Origin of the sequence: Campylobacter sp. BCW_6877, assembly GCF_001762445.1 — a bacterium.
In the GTDB taxonomy this organism is placed as follows: Bacteria; Campylobacterota; Campylobacteria; order Campylobacterales; family Campylobacteraceae; genus Campylobacter_D; species Campylobacter_D jejuni.
Genome location: NZ_MJWW01000059.1, coordinates 63,647 through 77,850 on the forward strand (window position 1 = coordinate 63,647; position 14,204 = coordinate 77,850).

Below are 14,204 nucleotides of genomic sequence, written 5' to 3' on the forward strand. Positions count from 1 at the left end.
AATTTTAAAGCCCTAAATATTTCTTTCTAATCTCATCATCACCTATTAAATTTTTAGCCTCGTTTTCCATTACAATGCGACCATTTTCCAAAACATAAGCATAATCACTTATTTTTAATGCAGAATAAGCATTTTGCTCTACCAAAAGAATAGTTATACCCTCTTCTTTTAAACGCACAATAATATCAAAAACTTCGCCCACAATCTTTGGAGCAAGTCCCAAAGAAGGCTCATCCAACATCAAAAGTTTTGGTTCGCTCATTAAAGCCCTTGAAATCGCAAGCATTTGCGCTTCCCCTCCACTCAATGTTCCAGCTAAAGCATGCTTTTTGCTTGCAAGTCTTGGAAAAAGTTTATACATTTGCTCTCTTAAATGCTCATAATTTTCAGCATTATTAAAAGCACCTATTTTTAAATTTTCCTCTACGCTTAAATTGATAAAAACACGCCTTCCTTCAGGAACTAAAGCTATACCTTTTTGAACTAAAGTATGAGTTAAATGTCTTTTAGTATCATAACCTAAGAAATTAACCTCACCAGTTCTTTTAACTGAGTTTAAAAGCGCATTTAAAGTTGAAGTTTTACCTGCTCCATTTGAACCTATAAGAGAAACAATATGACCTGTTTCCACTTTAAAATCAATCCCTTTAACAGCTTCAATTAATCCATAATAAACATGCAAATCTTTAACTATTAGCATCAAAATCCCCTAAATACGCAGCAATTACTTCTTTATGATTTACAGCATCGCAAAGTTTACCTTCAAAAATTGTTTTTCCATAATCAAGCACCAATACGCGATCACACAATTTATTTACAAATTTCATATCATGCTCTATAAGTAAAACGCTAATTTTATAATCTTTTCGTAATTTAAAAATGAGCTCAGCAAGTTCATCGCTCTCAGAGCTATTCATCCCAGCGGCTGGCTCATCAAGCAATAATAATCTTGGCTGAGTAGCCATTGCTCTTGCAATCTCAACTTTTCTTTGTTGTCCATAACTTAAGCTAGTAGCCTTTTCATGAACAAATTCTGCAATACCAAGTTCTTCTAATATTGCATAAGCCTTCTCTTTAAATACTTGTTCTATTTTTCCAAAACGTCCTAAATGCAAAAAGGCTTCAAAAATATTATATTTCATTTGTTTATTAAAACCAATAAGAACATTTTCAAGCACATTCATACTTGAAAAAAGTCTAATATTTTGAAATGTTCTAGCTATTCCTAAATGCACAATCTTATGAGGTTTTAAGTGATCAATTCTTTCTCCTAGAAATTCAACCGAACCTGAACTAGGTTTATAGTTACCTGTTATAATATTAAAAAGAGTTGTTTTACCAGCCCCGTTAGGTCCAATTAAAGCAAAAATTTCACCCTCATTGATTTTAAAAGAAGTTTCATTAATAGCCTTAACACTACCAAAACTTTTTGAAATTTGTTTTAATTCCAAAATCATTTTTTACTCCTTTTAAAACGCTTTTTAATCCCTCTAATCACATCACTCAACTCATAATAACCCATTATGCCTTTTCTTGCAAAAAGCATTACTAAAATCAGAACAATAGAAAAAACAACCATTCTAAGTCCTGGTGTTGATTGGATATCAAGATTTAAAGAATCTATTTTTATATTTAACTCATCTAAAAATCTAAGCCACTCGCTTCCACCAATAACCAATATCGCACCTATGATAGCACCTGTAGTAGAACCAAGTCCACCCAAAACAATAATAATCAAAAGCTGGAAAGTAAGTAAAAAATCAAATTGAGTTGGAGATACGGTAGTCAACAGACAAGCTAAAAGTCCACCACCTATACCTTCTAAAAATGCTGAAGTGCCAAAAGCTAAAGTTTTTATCCAAAAAGTATTTATTCCCATGGCACTTGCAGCATCTTCATCATCTCTTATAGCCTTCATTGCACGACCATATTTAGAATAAACTATATTTAAAATTAAAATAACCGCTACAATAGCAATACCGCCTGTCCAATAGATCGTGGAAAATTGTGGAATATCTACCAGTCCTCTTGAGCCATTAGTAATAGAAGGAAAATTAATAGCAGCTATTTTAATAATTATTCCAAAGCCTAAAGTTACAATAGCTAAATAATCCCCTCTCACGCGAAATACAGCAAAAGCTAAAATCAGGGCAAGCAAAGATGAACAAATTCCAGCTACAATTAAAGCTAGAATAAAGGAATTTGAATGGATAGCTAAAATAAAAGAACTAGGACCATCTAAAAAAAACTGATCATTTTTTGCATCAGCACTTAAAAGAACTAAAGCAGCTGCATAAGCTCCAATCGCAACAAATCCATTGGGTTCTAGTGAAAATTGTCCAGTTACACCATTAATAAGGTTGTAACTCACAGCCAAAATAATAAAAATAGCAATTTGATTAACAATGTTTAATCCATAGTCCCCAAAAATATAAGGAGAAATGAAAATAAAAATAATTGAAGCAATTAAAAAGATTAAATGTGAAACCTTAATTTTAACCATCATTAAAACCTACTCTTTTCAAAATTTATACCTAAAATTCCCGTAGGCCTAAATAACAATATAAACACCAAAAAAATAAAAGCAAATGCATCTTTAAAGCCTGATAAATCTGGGAAAAAAGCCACAACAACAACTTCAGTAAATCCTATAATAAGTCCACCCAAAACTGCACCTACTACAGAACCTATACCTCCTAAAACGGCAGCAGCAAAAGCTTTCAAACCTATTAAAGTTCCCATAGTAGGTTCAACAGAGTAATAATTTGCAGCCCAAAAAACACCTCCAACTGCTGCCAAAGCTGAACCTAGGGCAAAAACTATAGCAATAATACGATTTGCATCTATACCCATTAAATTTACTGTTTGTATATCAAATGCTAAAGCACGAATAGCTATACCATATTTGCTTTTATACAAAATCCATAACACTGCTATTAAAATAACAAATGTAAGAGCAGGAACCATTAAAGAACCATAAGTTGTTATCACTCCACCAAAATTAACACTTTCCTCAAAATAACTTGGCGGTGTAAAAGTTCTAGGTGTTGAAGTAAAAAGCATATTAAAAAGATTTTGCAAGAAAAAACTAATACCAATTGCTGTAATCAACAATGAAATTCTAGGAGCCTGTCTTAAAGGTTTATAAGCAATTCTATCTGTAGCCATTCCAACACAGGCAGCAAAAATCATTGCTAAAGATAAAGCTCCTAGAAAAGGAACATTTAGGTTAGTCATGCAAAAAAGAGCTGCATAAGCACCAACCATCATAATATCGCCGTGAGCAAAATTAATAAGTCTTAACACGCCATAAACCATAGTATAGCCAACAGCAATAAGAGCATACATACTACCCAAACTAAGCCCATTAACAAGTTGTTGTAAAAATAAAGTAGAATCCATAATCTTTCTATTTTTCCTTTAAGGATTGATAATATCTTTATAATTTTGCTTTCGATTTTTAATTTCTTTAACCACTACAGAACGAGTTGCATTTCCTGTTTGATCAATGCTAATAACACCAGAAACACCTTGATAATTTTTAGTTTGGTGAATTTTTTCATTGACGCACTTACTAGTAAGATTATCAACGCAAGCATTCATAGCATTTAGCATTACAAAATACGCATCAGCACCCATAGCCGAAAAATTTGGAACTTCTTTTGTTCCTTTAGCTTTTTCATAAACACTAATAAATTCTTTGCTTAATTTTGTAGTTGGATTATTAGCATCAAAACTATCTGTGAAAATATAACCCTCGCTTGCATCTCCAGCTAAACTAATAAAAGTTTGATCAGCAACTCCATCTGCAGAACCCATAGGAATATTTAAACCTGCGAGTTTTGATTGTCTTGCAAATAAAGAAGCTTCACTATAATAAAGCGGTAAAAAAATAAATTCTGGATTTAAACTTTTAACTTGAGCTACAATAGCTCTAAAATCTTTATCACCTGAATTAACTCTTAAAATTCTAAGAATTTGACCACCATTAGACTTGTACTGTTTTTCAAAAGCTTTTGCTAAACCTAAAGAATAGTCAGTGCTTTGATCTACCACAATAACAGCACTTTTGTAATTAAGTTTTGAAAAAACATATTTTGCTAAAGATGAACCTTGAAAACTATCCATAAAACATACTCGAGAAGAATATATTTTTTTATCAAGCAATCTATCGCCAGTTGCAGCAGGAGCGATCAATGGAATTTTATTATCCTCTGCTACGCGCATAACTTGCAATGTATTAGCAGTAACCATTTCCCCTATAAGACCTATAACTTTATCTTGAGAAATTAAACGATTTGCTCCACTCGAAGATTCTAATTTATCACCCTTAGTATCAATAATAGCAAGAGAAACCTTATCTCCATTACTTAAAGTTGATTGCATTGAATTTGCAAGTTTAATCCCTTCTAGTGCACTTTGTCCATATGCTGCAGTAGCTCCGCTAAGTGGTAAAACAACTCCTATTTTGACTTCCGCAGCACTTAAACTTAAACCTAGAATACTTGCTAAAATTAAACTTTTTTTCATTCTCTACCTTTATTTTAGTAATTATGGATTTATAATTGTTTTATAATTTTGTTTTTGATTTTGAATTTCTTTAATCACAACAGAACGAATAGCATTACCGCTTTCATCTATGCTAATCACACCACCAACAGCTTGAAAATCTTTAGTTTGATGAATTTTGCTATTAATACATTCACTGCTAAGATTATCAACGCAAGCATTCATAGCATTCAACATCACAAAATACGCATCAGCACCCATAGCCGAAAATGCTGGAAGTTCTTTTGTTCCTTTAACTTTCTCATAAGCTACAACAAAATCTTTTCCTAATTGTGTAAATGGATTGTTATAATCAAAACTATCAGTGAAAATTACTCCATTAACAGCACTCCCGCCAAGATCTATAAAAGTTTGATTATTAACACCATCTCCTGCTGCTAAAAGTTTATCAAAACCAATTTGTCTTGCTTGTCTCGCAATTAAAGCAGCTTCAGGATGATAAATAGGCATATAAACAAAATCAGGATTTAAACTCTTAAGTTGAGAAACCACAGCTCTAAAATCTTTATCTCCTGAATTAATAACAAGTTTTTTTATAATTTTCCCACCATTATTCTTAAAAGAATTTTCAAAAGCTCTTGCCAAACCTAAAGAATAAACATTGCTTTGATCTATGATGATAACAGCATTTTTAAGCCCTAAATCCTTAGATACATAAGTAGCAAATTTATCTCCTTGAAAACTGTCTTTAAAACAAACTCTACTTGCATATTTCTTTTTATCTAGCAATTTATCTCCAGATGCCACTGGAGCTATTAGGGGAATTTTTTTCTCTTCTGCTATAGAAATAGCTTGAATAGTATTTGGAGTTGTAGCTTCACCAATAATCCCAAGGACTTTATCTGTTGCTATTAAACGATTAACTCCGTTTGAAGTTTCAAGCTTATCTCCTTTTGTATCTATTGTGATAAGTTTAATAACATCTCCATTTGAAAGTTTTGGTTGTAGCTTATTAGCCAGTTCAATTCCGTTAAAAACATCTTGCCCATAAGCTGCCACAGTTCCAGTTAAAGGTAAAACTACTCCTATATTAATATCCTTAGCATATAAGCAATTTACCATAGTTAAAACACTTAAAGTTAAAGTTAGTTTTTTCATAGCATTCCTTTTAATTATAGTTTTTACATTTTATTTTAGAAATATATTATGTTTTGTTTTTTGCGCAGGTTCTTCTTCAAGAAGGTCTTTTACTTGCAAATCAAGCGCAAAATTTCCACCTTTAATATAAGCAATAATATTATCTATATCCTCGTGGCTTAAATTTCTAGCATAAAAAGCCATTTGAGAAGCTGTTGTAGAACTGCTACTATCAAGAGTATAACCTATCAAAGCTCCTTTAATATCCTCAGGAGACATATCTTTTAAAATTCTAGATCCTATAACACTCTTTTCAGCATTATCTCCATGGCAAGTATTGCATTTATTTTGAAAATACAAAGCCTTCGCTTTTTCCATATCATATTGCTTATTTGCATCAAAGGTATAAGTAAAAAATGATTTCAAGTTAATACCAAAAAGCGCAACAACAAATATTGAACTAATAAACAACCATCGTATAATCATGATTTTCCTTATTTTATTGTAATTTCCGTTTGTGTTTTATTTTGATATCTATGTGTTTTTTTGTTGTATTTTTTTTCTTTTTTAATATCATAGCGATAACGAACAGTCCCTGAAACTTCTATATCTTTAAAGACTTCATCTAACGGAGCTGCAAAAACAAAATGATTTAAAATCATACCAATTAAAAACATTTTTTTCATTTTTATTCTTTAAACACAAAAAACGATTATATCAAAAAAAGATAATCCTTGTTAATGACCACCTTTATGTAAAAAATAAAGTCCTACACAAAGAGCTAAAATCGATCCAGCAAGAAAAGCCATATCCACAGGAGTAGCAAATTTCATCTGTAAAACCCTTTGAAAGAAATTTACCACTAAGACCATAATGATAACTTTTGCAAGCTTGTCTTTTAATTGATCTAAGCTATGCACCTCTAAAACCTTGCTTTGTTTTGTTTGTTTAAATTCTTCTATTTCGCTGATAAAAAGCTCATAAACTCCAAAAGAAAAAATAAACAAAACTAAAGCCATAAGATAAAGATCAACAGCTCCTATAATTAAAGCCACCACATCCTCATGCAAATCCACATTAGAACCTGCATCAAAAAAATAATTATAAGTATAAAATATAACTTTTAAAACATCATAACTTGCAATAAAAAACAATACAAAAGCTCCAATTAAACCAAAAATTACGGGTAAAATTGTAACAATACGACTTCTAACAAGTAAAGATTCAAATATTTTCTCTAACATTTTTTTCCTTATTTATTTTTTAATTCTAACCATTTTTGCGCAATACGCACAGCATTTGTTGCAGCACCTACACGAATTTGATCTGCCACACACCAAAGATGGAGTATTTTTTTATCATACACATCAGCGCGAATTCTTCCTACATAAGTTTCATTAGTATCACTTGTCATTAAAGGCATAGGGTATTTTTTATTTTTAGGATCATCTATGACAACAACACTTGGTGCTTTTTCTAAAATTTCTTTAGCTTTTTTTACATCTATTTCTTTTTCAAAATGCATAGTAATGGCTTCGCTATGACTTCTTAAAACAGGTACTCTTACACAAGTTGCTGAAACTTCTAAATTTTTATGTAAAATTTTTTGAGTTTCATTGACCATTTTAAGTTCTTCTTTGGTGTAATCATTATCCATAAAAACATCAATTTGTGGAATAAGATTAAGTGCTAAAGTATAAGGAAAAGTTTGAGATTTAAACTCATCAAGTTTAAAAGCAAAAAAACTTTGCATGGCTTCGACCAATTCTTGCATTCCTTCTTTTCCTGCTCCACTTGCAGCCTGATAGGTACTTACATCAACACGCTTTAAATTAAATGCATCATTTAAAGGTTTTAAAACTTGCACCATTTGTATGGTAGAACAATTTGGATTAGCAATAATCCCTGTTTTTTTCCAATCTTTAATATCCTCAGGATTGCATTCAGGAACCACCAAAGGAACATCTTTTTCCATTCTAAAATGACTTGTATTATCAATAACAACAGCACCAGATTCTGCTGCAAATTTAGCATATTTTTCACTCACACTTCCACCTGCGCTAAAAAAAGCAATATCAATAGGATTTTCTTTAAATACATTTTCAGTAAGTTCTTTGACTTTATAAGCTTTGCCTTTAAATTCTACTTCACTACCTACACTTTTTGCACTTGCTAAAGGTAAAATACTTTCCACTGGGAAATCAAGTTCATCTAAAACATTTAAAAGCTCTTCCCCAACCGCACCAGTAGCACCCACAATGGCTATTTTTTGTTTTTTTGACATTACTTATCCTTTATTTGATATTTTTTAATTTTTTCATTTAAAATTTTTATATCCATACCTAAAATTTGAGAAGCTTGATCCTTGTCATAATCTACACTTAAAAGAACTTCACAAATCAATTCTTTTTCTAAATTCTTTACATCTTTTTTTATACTTCTAGCTTCTAAGAACAAATCTTCACTTGAAATTTCATCATTTTCACTTAAAATACAAGCTCTTTGTACAACGGATATTAATTCTCTAATATTACCAGGAAAATCATATTCAAGTAAAGCATTTTTAGCTTCTTGGCTGAGCTGTTTTTCCTTAAAATCATATTCTTTACAAGTATCTTCTAAAACCTTTTGAGCTATACCTAAAATTTCTTCTTTGCGCTCTCTTAAAGGTGGGATATTAATAGGAACAGTGTTTAAACGATAATATAAATCTGAACGAAATTCGCCATTTTTTATTTTTTCATCTAAATTTGCATTAGTTGCACTGATAATTCTTACATCTATTTTGATGCTTTTCGTACTTCCAAGTCGCGTAATTTCTTTTTCTTGCAAAGCTCTTAAAAGTTTGGCTTGAATTTCATAAGGCATTTCGCCAATTTCATCTAAAAACAAAGTGCCCTCATTAGCCATTTCAAAAAGCCCTATTTTAGTTGCATTGGCATCAGTAAAAGCACCTTTTTCAAAACCAAAAAGCTCACTTTCAATCAAATTTGCAGGAATGGCTGCCATATTAATAGCAACAAAAGGCTTATTAGAGCGTTTAGAATGAGTGTGAATATAACGAGAAAATACCTCTTTTCCTACTCCACTCTCTCCAAAAAACATTACAGAAGCATCAGTTTTAGCCGCTTTTTGACTTAAATTTAATGTTTTTTCTAAATTAGGAGAAGTTGAAAAAAAATCTTTATTTTCTTCTTTTTTTTCATTTTTTTTGCTTTTTTTATCGGCTGTTTTTTCTCTTATGATTTTAGCACGCTTAATAGCCTCGACTAAAGTATCAACATCAAAAGGCTTGGTTAGAAAATCTTTTACTCCCAAACGAACCGCTTCTATAGCACGGCTTAAAGTAGCATTTCCTGTCATAATAATAAAATCATATTTATTTTCACAGGCTTTAACAAATTCTATGCCATCAATTCCTGGCATATTAATATCTGTAATAATCAAATCTGTATTCTCATCTATTTTTTTTAAAGCCTCAGTGGCAGATTTGTAAGATTTAATATTAAATTCTTCATACTCTGCTAATGCAATTTCTAAGGATTTACGCATATTAATATCATCTTCTACTATGACTAAATTCATCCTAAGCCTTTTAAAAAATTTCTGCTATAGTATCTAATTTGCGCTTAATTTTGAATTTACTTTTTTTTAAGATAATAAATTATCGCATTTTGTTCGCCAAATTCCACGGTAAAACGTAAGGGTAAAATTTTAACATAGGTTTCACTTTGGGCACGTAATAAGTCGGTATTAACAATATCCTTAACACTGATTCTAGCTCCTATAAAGCAATCACTTAACTCATCTTTATGAGAATTTAAAAAATTAAATTTAGTTATTTTTGGCATATTATCATCAATCAATCCTAAAGAAGTTCGAGGTAAAACTTTTAAATCTTGAACACTATAAGAAATTTCACATACCCATTGTTCTTCAGTATTTTCACTTTGCGTCATTGCTAAGGATAAATTTTGATTTTGATGAAAGAGAATGAAATTTTTACTAGAAAGCTCTGCCCAAAAAATAAATTCATCTTGGGCAAAAAGCTTAAAGCTAAAAAAGATTAATAAGCAAACAATTCTTTCCACTTGTCTGCATCGATTTTAAGTTCTAAGTTTACTCTATAAAGCCCTTGATTAAAATTCTCATCAATAATACTTGCATTTTTAATCAAACCATTTACTTGCGCAGTAATAGTTGAACTTCTAAGCATTGCATCTTTTACAGTGTCTTTACCATTTACTTTCACACCATAAAGCTTACTTGCAAGCTGTCTGTAAGCATCTGTAATCGCTGCTCTTTTTGCTAAAGCTAGGGCTTGAGCAGTAGAAACTGTATTCATCGGAGCAATCCCTTCACCAACTGCTGTAAAACTAAGTTCCGTTTCGCTAGCATCTGGAGCCAACATTTTTTCTTCTCTGATAATATCACGCACATCATCTTTATCGACTTTTTGCACGATAACATCTTGAGATGGAGCAGTGCTATTTGCACTTGAATTTTTAGTTGCACTGTTTACACTTGGTACACAACCAGCGAAAATTCCTGCTATTGCTAGCATAAAATAAATTTTTTTCATTTTTACACCTTCAAAATATTGTAATTAGTAAAATAAAAAGCAATAAGCGTTCCAACTTTAAACTTATTACAAATCTAAACCAAAGTTTTCATCGCTTAACTCATCCTCATCATTTTCCTCTTTAGGACACTTAGCGATGCTAACCACCTCGTCATTTTCCACGTTAACAACGATGACGCCACTTGTGTTACGCCCTGCTTTTCTAATACTTTGCATATCAACACGTATCATCTTGCCTGAACTTGTAAGAGCCATCAAATCCATAGTTTCATCTACTATAACTACGCTAATAAGATCTTTAGTTTTTTCTGTAAGTTTCATGCAAATTACACCCTTACCACCTCTGCTTTGTAATCTATATTCTCCAGCATTGGTGCGTTTTCCTATACCTTTTGCGCTTATGCTTAAAATTTCTTGCTCATCATTTTCTACAACAACTGCACCTACTAATTCGTCATTTTTCTCTTTAAACTTAATAGCCGTCACCCCACGACTTACACGGCCGATTTCACGCACTTTGGCAAGTGGGAATTTGATACACATACCTTTTTTGGTTACTGCAAAGAGCATTTTACCTTGTGTGTTTATACTTTCTTCATTTTCAAAATTTTCATCATCTAAATTTTCAATTTCTTGATTTTCTAAATTTTCTTCACCACCACTGGTAAAAATTTCATTTTCATCTCTTTGAACAATAATAGCAGTTACCAACTCATCATTTTCATCCAAGTTGATCGCTCTAACTCCTACACTTCTGATATTTTGATATTCACTCAAATTTGTACGCTTTACAATACCATTTTTAGTAAAGAAACATAAAGATTTACTCTCATCAAAATCCGTGGTTGGAATAATAGCCATGATTTTTTCTTCAGCTTGTAAATTGATAAGATTTACCACTGCTTTTCCTTTAGCCGTTCTTGAGCCTTCAGGAATTTTATAAACTTTAAGCCAATAAAGCTGTCCACGATCTGTTACAAACATAAGCGTATCATGTGTATTTGCCGTAAAGAAACTTTCTATAAAATCATCATCATAAGTCGTAACGGCTAATTTTCCTTTTCCGCCTCGTTTTTGCTTTTCATATTGTTTACTAGGCACACGCTTAATATAACCGCGATGCGTAATAGTTACAACCATATTTTCATTAGGAATCAAATCTTCAATATCAATATCATCATAATCATCTTCAATTTGAGTAATACGTGGCACATCAAATTTACTTCTAATTTCTTTTAATTCATCGCGAATTAAATTTTCAAGCAAGGTTTCACTTTTTAAAATTTCTTCAAGTCTTGCAATTTCTTTCATTAATTCTGCAAGTTCATTTTCGATTTTTTCTCTTTCAAGTCCTGTTAAACGACCCAGTTTCATATCTAAAATAGCATTGGCTTGAAGCTCACTAAGACCAAATTTAGCTACCAAAGAATCTCTTGCGGTATTATTATCAGAACTGTTTTTAATTAAAGCAATCACTTCATCTATATTATCAAGTGCAATTTTAAGACCTTCTAAAATATGAGCTCTTGCTCTTGCCTTTTGAAGTTCAAAAATCGTTCTTCTAATAATAACTGTTTTTCTATGGGTTAAGAAAAGATTTAAAAGTTCTAACAAAGAGAAAATTTTAGGTTCTTTATTGTGAATTGCCAACATAATCACACCAAAAGTACTTTCCATAGTGGTAGATTTAAATAGATTATTTAAAACAATTTCACTCATAGCCTCACGTTTAAGCTCTATAACAACGCGGATTCCTTCTTTATTACTCTCATCTCTTACTTCAGATATTCCTTCAATTTGCTTTTCTTTAACAAGCTCTGCAATCTGCTCTATAAGTCTAGCTTTATTGGTTTGATAAGGAAGCTCATCTATAACAATAACATCTTTATTTGTCTTTTTTTCAATATGAGTTTTAGCGCGCACTTTCACGCGACCACGCCCTGTGCGATAAGCTTCTATAATACCTTTTTTACCATAAATTATTCCACCTGTTGGAAAATCTGGACCTTTGATAAACTGCATAATCTCTTCTAAGCTTGCATCTTTATTATCAAGCAAATATAAAATTCCATCTATCAACTCATTTAAACTATGAGGTGGGATGTTTGTCGCCATACCTACAGCTATACCACTTGAACCATTTAGTAATAAATTTGGAACCCTAGAAGGTAAAACATCAGGTTCACTTTCTGAACCATCATAATTTGGAACAAAATCGACCGTATCTTTATCTATATCTTTTAAAAGTTCATGAGAAAGTTTGCTCATTTTTGCTTCAGTATAACGCATCGCAGCAGCGCTATCGCCATCTATAGATCCAAAGTTGCCTTGTCCTGTAATACTTGGATATCTCATAGAAAAATCTTGAGCCATTCTAACCAAAGCATCATAAACTGCTGTATCTCCATGTGGGTGATAACGACCTATAACAGCACCCACTATACGGGCTGATTTGACAAAATCTGTCCTACTTTTTGCCTCGTCATTTTGCATAGCATATAAAATTCTTCTATGAACAGGCTTTAAACCATCTCTTGCGTCAGGCAAAGCACGACCTATAATAACACTCATAGAATAGTCTAAATAACTACTTTTTATAGAATTTTCTATATCTACAAGTTCAATATCAGAATCTTTGCTAAAAATATTCTCCATAAAAATCCTTCTATTAGTTCAAAGTTTTGATTATAGCATATTAAACTTTTGCATCAGCTAAAACAAGAGCAAAAAGTACAGAAATTTTATTTTCTTCTAAAACTTTTTTAGCTTCCAAAAGGCTAGAACCAGTCGTTACAATATCATCTACTAAAATTACAGGTTCGTGAATGGTTTTTAAGAGTTTGTAATTTCTTTTATGTTTTTGACGAAATTCTAAACTTTTTCCAGAATATTTAATATGATTTTGTGCTTTTAAAATATTAAAAACAGGTTTTACAAATTTTGTTTTAAGATATCTAGCTAAAATAGCAGAATGTGAATAAAGCATATCTTCAACCTTATCATCTAAAGCTATAACATTAATTGTCATTCTAGGATCAAAAAAATCTTTAAATTTTGCAAAACTTAATTTAGCAAGCATTTTATAAACGAAATAACCATAAAAATAATGTTTAGAGTGAAGCAAGTGTTGTATCTCATGGTATTTATAAAAAGAATAGACTTTGAAATTATTATCAAGCTTTCTTACATTTAAGGAAAATTCAGAAAGCTCTAGCTCACATAAATCACAAAAGCAAAGCAGAGCAAAAGCTCCGCAATTTATACACCTCAAAGTTCAGAGATTAAACTAGCTGCTTTATTTGCCATTTGTTTTATTAACAAATGAGTATAAAAAGTTGTTTCTTTTAGATCATCGAAACCTTGTACATCTTGCTTGGTGCGGATTGTAAATTTCTTATTTTTGTTTATATCGCTAACTTGTAAAACTCCTACTAGTTTTGAATGTAATCCTGTAGTATCTTGAGTTGCTCCATAAGATATAAATTCTAAATCAATCTTACTCACATAAGGTGAATTTTGATCGTTATTGTCAAGCACAACTATTCCTCTAGCTTCAAGTTCTTGTTTTAAATAAGTATAAAATACCGCATTAAAATTCACATCAACAAATAACTTTTTCCCTTTAGCATTTAAAACTTTTTGTCCTTCTTTTAAATCATAAAATCTATGCAAATAAACCTTTTTTAAAGCAATACCAGTGTCTAAAGTGCGTTTATTGGCACAACATTGAATTCCAACATCGCTAATGTATAAAAGCCCTTTAATCTTTGCTTCAAAGCCATCAGGACTTTCGCAAGAACTGCATTGAGAATTTCTAGAAATTTGATTAACTTGAGCAAAAGTATCTTGTTTAGTTGCACAAGCACTCAAAAATAAAATAGGCGCTATAAAAATCAAAAATTTTTTAAACATTTTTTCTCCTTAGAAAATTATTTTAAAATTGTATTAAAAATACAAGCAAATTTCAAGCCAAGTT

16 protein-coding genes are annotated in these 14,204 nt (G+C 31.3%); all 16 read right to left on the reverse strand.

Annotated features, from left to right (window positions below):
- Positions 1–4 precede the first annotated feature (4 nt).
- The 16 genes from AJ936_RS07580 to mapA all read right to left on the reverse strand — a co-directional run bounded on the left by AJ936_RS07580 (position 5) and on the right by mapA (position 14,140).
- Positions 5–700: an ABC transporter ATP-binding protein gene (locus AJ936_RS07580; protein WP_002852965.1), complete on the reverse strand. Its 696-nt coding sequence runs from the start codon at positions 698–700 to the stop codon at positions 5–7.
- Positions 687–1,457, reverse strand: coding sequence for an ABC transporter ATP-binding protein (locus AJ936_RS07585; protein ID WP_044793971.1), 771 nt, complete (start codon positions 1,455–1,457; stop codon positions 687–689). The genes AJ936_RS07580 and AJ936_RS07585 overlap by 14 nt, the downstream gene beginning before the upstream one ends.
- Positions 1,454–2,506 carry a branched-chain amino acid ABC transporter permease gene (locus AJ936_RS07590; protein WP_070274268.1) on the reverse strand — a complete coding sequence of 351 codons (1,053 nt, stop codon included), beginning with the start codon at positions 2,504–2,506 and terminating at the stop codon, positions 1,454–1,456. The genes AJ936_RS07585 and AJ936_RS07590 overlap by 4 nt, the downstream gene beginning before the upstream one ends.
- Positions 2,506–3,402: a branched-chain amino acid ABC transporter permease gene (locus AJ936_RS07595; protein WP_002881774.1), complete on the reverse strand. Its 897-nt coding sequence runs from the start codon at positions 3,400–3,402 to the stop codon at positions 2,506–2,508. The genes AJ936_RS07590 and AJ936_RS07595 overlap by 1 nt, the downstream gene beginning before the upstream one ends.
- An 18-nt stretch (positions 3,403–3,420) precedes the next feature.
- Positions 3,421–4,530: an ABC transporter substrate-binding protein gene (locus AJ936_RS07600; protein WP_070242939.1), complete on the reverse strand. Its 1,110-nt coding sequence runs from the start codon at positions 4,528–4,530 to the stop codon at positions 3,421–3,423.
- Positions 4,531–4,551: 21 nt separating this feature from the next.
- A complete protein-coding gene (locus AJ936_RS07605; protein ID WP_070242938.1) occupies positions 4,552–5,667 on the reverse strand; it encodes an ABC transporter substrate-binding protein in 1,116 nt (371 codons plus the stop codon).
- Positions 5,668–5,697: 30 nt separating this feature from the next.
- A complete protein-coding gene (locus AJ936_RS07610; RefSeq protein ID WP_002853959.1) occupies positions 5,698–6,132 on the reverse strand; it encodes a c-type cytochrome in 435 nt (144 codons plus the stop codon).
- Positions 6,133–6,140: 8 nt separating this feature from the next.
- Complete coding sequence (locus AJ936_RS07615) at positions 6,141–6,332, reverse strand: mini-MOMP protein (protein WP_002861753.1); 192 nt, start codon at positions 6,330–6,332, stop codon at positions 6,141–6,143.
- Between the two features lie 51 nt (positions 6,333–6,383).
- Complete coding sequence (locus AJ936_RS07620) at positions 6,384–6,890, reverse strand: YqhA family protein (RefSeq protein WP_002852919.1); 507 nt, start codon at positions 6,888–6,890, stop codon at positions 6,384–6,386.
- A gap of 8 nt (positions 6,891–6,898) precedes the next feature.
- Positions 6,899–7,930: an aspartate-semialdehyde dehydrogenase gene (locus tag AJ936_RS07625; RefSeq protein ID WP_002880732.1), complete on the reverse strand. Its 1,032-nt coding sequence runs from the start codon at positions 7,928–7,930 to the stop codon at positions 6,899–6,901.
- A complete protein-coding gene (gene flgR / locus AJ936_RS07630; protein ID WP_002867162.1) occupies positions 7,930–9,231 on the reverse strand; it encodes a fla regulon two-component system response regulator in 1,302 nt (433 codons plus the stop codon). The genes AJ936_RS07625 and flgR overlap by 1 nt, the downstream gene beginning before the upstream one ends.
- Positions 9,232–9,287: 56 nt before the next feature.
- Complete coding sequence (gene flgQ / locus AJ936_RS07635; protein ID WP_002870586.1) at positions 9,288–9,737, reverse strand: flagellar assembly protein FlgQ; 450 nt, start codon at positions 9,735–9,737, stop codon at positions 9,288–9,290.
- Complete coding sequence (gene flgP, locus AJ936_RS07640; RefSeq protein ID WP_002880736.1) at positions 9,713–10,228, reverse strand: flagellar assembly lipoprotein FlgP; 516 nt, start codon at positions 10,226–10,228, stop codon at positions 9,713–9,715. The genes flgQ and flgP overlap by 25 nt, the downstream gene beginning before the upstream one ends.
- 66 nt (positions 10,229–10,294) lie before the next feature.
- Positions 10,295–12,883: a DNA topoisomerase (ATP-hydrolyzing) subunit A gene (gene gyrA, locus AJ936_RS07645; RefSeq protein WP_002880737.1), complete on the reverse strand. Its 2,589-nt coding sequence runs from the start codon at positions 12,881–12,883 to the stop codon at positions 10,295–10,297.
- Between the two features lie 40 nt (positions 12,884–12,923).
- Complete coding sequence (locus AJ936_RS07650) at positions 12,924–13,499, reverse strand: ComF family protein (protein WP_002880738.1); 576 nt, start codon at positions 13,497–13,499, stop codon at positions 12,924–12,926.
- On the reverse strand, positions 13,496–14,140 hold the full coding sequence (gene mapA, locus AJ936_RS07655; RefSeq protein ID WP_002880739.1) for an outer membrane lipoprotein MapA: 645 nt from the start codon (positions 14,138–14,140) through the stop codon (positions 13,496–13,498). Before mapA ends, AJ936_RS07650 begins: the two co-directional genes overlap by 4 nt.
- Between the last annotated feature and the right edge of the window lie 64 nt (positions 14,141–14,204).

Excerpts from the sequence above, each read along its gene's own strand:
- AJ936_RS07580 (WP_002852965.1), bottom strand. The coding sequence starts at position 700 with ATGCTAATAGTTAAAGATTTGCATGTTTATTATGGATTAATTGAAGCT.
- AJ936_RS07585 (WP_044793971.1), bottom strand. The coding sequence starts at position 1,457 with ATGATTTTGGAATTAAAACAAATTTCAAAAAGTTTTGGTAGTGTTAAG.
- AJ936_RS07590 (WP_070274268.1), bottom strand. The coding sequence starts at position 2,506 with ATGATGGTTAAAATTAAGGTTTCACATTTAATCTTTTTAATTGCTTCA.
- AJ936_RS07595 (WP_002881774.1), bottom strand. The coding sequence starts at position 3,402 with ATGGATTCTACTTTATTTTTACAACAACTTGTTAATGGGCTTAGTTTG.
- AJ936_RS07600 (WP_070242939.1), bottom strand. The coding sequence starts at position 4,530 with ATGAAAAAAAGTTTAATTTTAGCAAGTATTCTAGGTTTAAGTTTAAGT.
- AJ936_RS07605 (WP_070242938.1), bottom strand. The coding sequence starts at position 5,667 with ATGAAAAAACTAACTTTAACTTTAAGTGTTTTAACTATGGTAAATTGC.
- AJ936_RS07610 (WP_002853959.1), bottom strand. The coding sequence starts at position 6,132 with ATGATTATACGATGGTTGTTTATTAGTTCAATATTTGTTGTTGCGCTT.
- AJ936_RS07615 (WP_002861753.1), bottom strand. The coding sequence starts at position 6,332 with ATGAAAAAAATGTTTTTAATTGGTATGATTTTAAATCATTTTGTTTTT.
- AJ936_RS07620 (WP_002852919.1), bottom strand. The coding sequence starts at position 6,890 with ATGTTAGAGAAAATATTTGAATCTTTACTTGTTAGAAGTCGTATTGTT.
- AJ936_RS07625 (WP_002880732.1), bottom strand. The coding sequence starts at position 7,930 with ATGTCAAAAAAACAAAAAATAGCCATTGTGGGTGCTACTGGTGCGGTT.
- flgR (WP_002867162.1), bottom strand. The coding sequence starts at position 9,231 with ATGAATTTAGTCATAGTAGAAGATGATATTAATATGCGTAAATCCTTA.
- flgP (WP_002880736.1), bottom strand. The coding sequence starts at position 10,228 with ATGAAAAAAATTTATTTTATGCTAGCAATAGCAGGAATTTTCGCTGGT.
- gyrA (WP_002880737.1), bottom strand. The coding sequence starts at position 12,883 with ATGGAGAATATTTTTAGCAAAGATTCTGATATTGAACTTGTAGATATA.
- mapA (WP_002880739.1), bottom strand. The coding sequence starts at position 14,140 with ATGTTTAAAAAATTTTTGATTTTTATAGCGCCTATTTTATTTTTGAGT.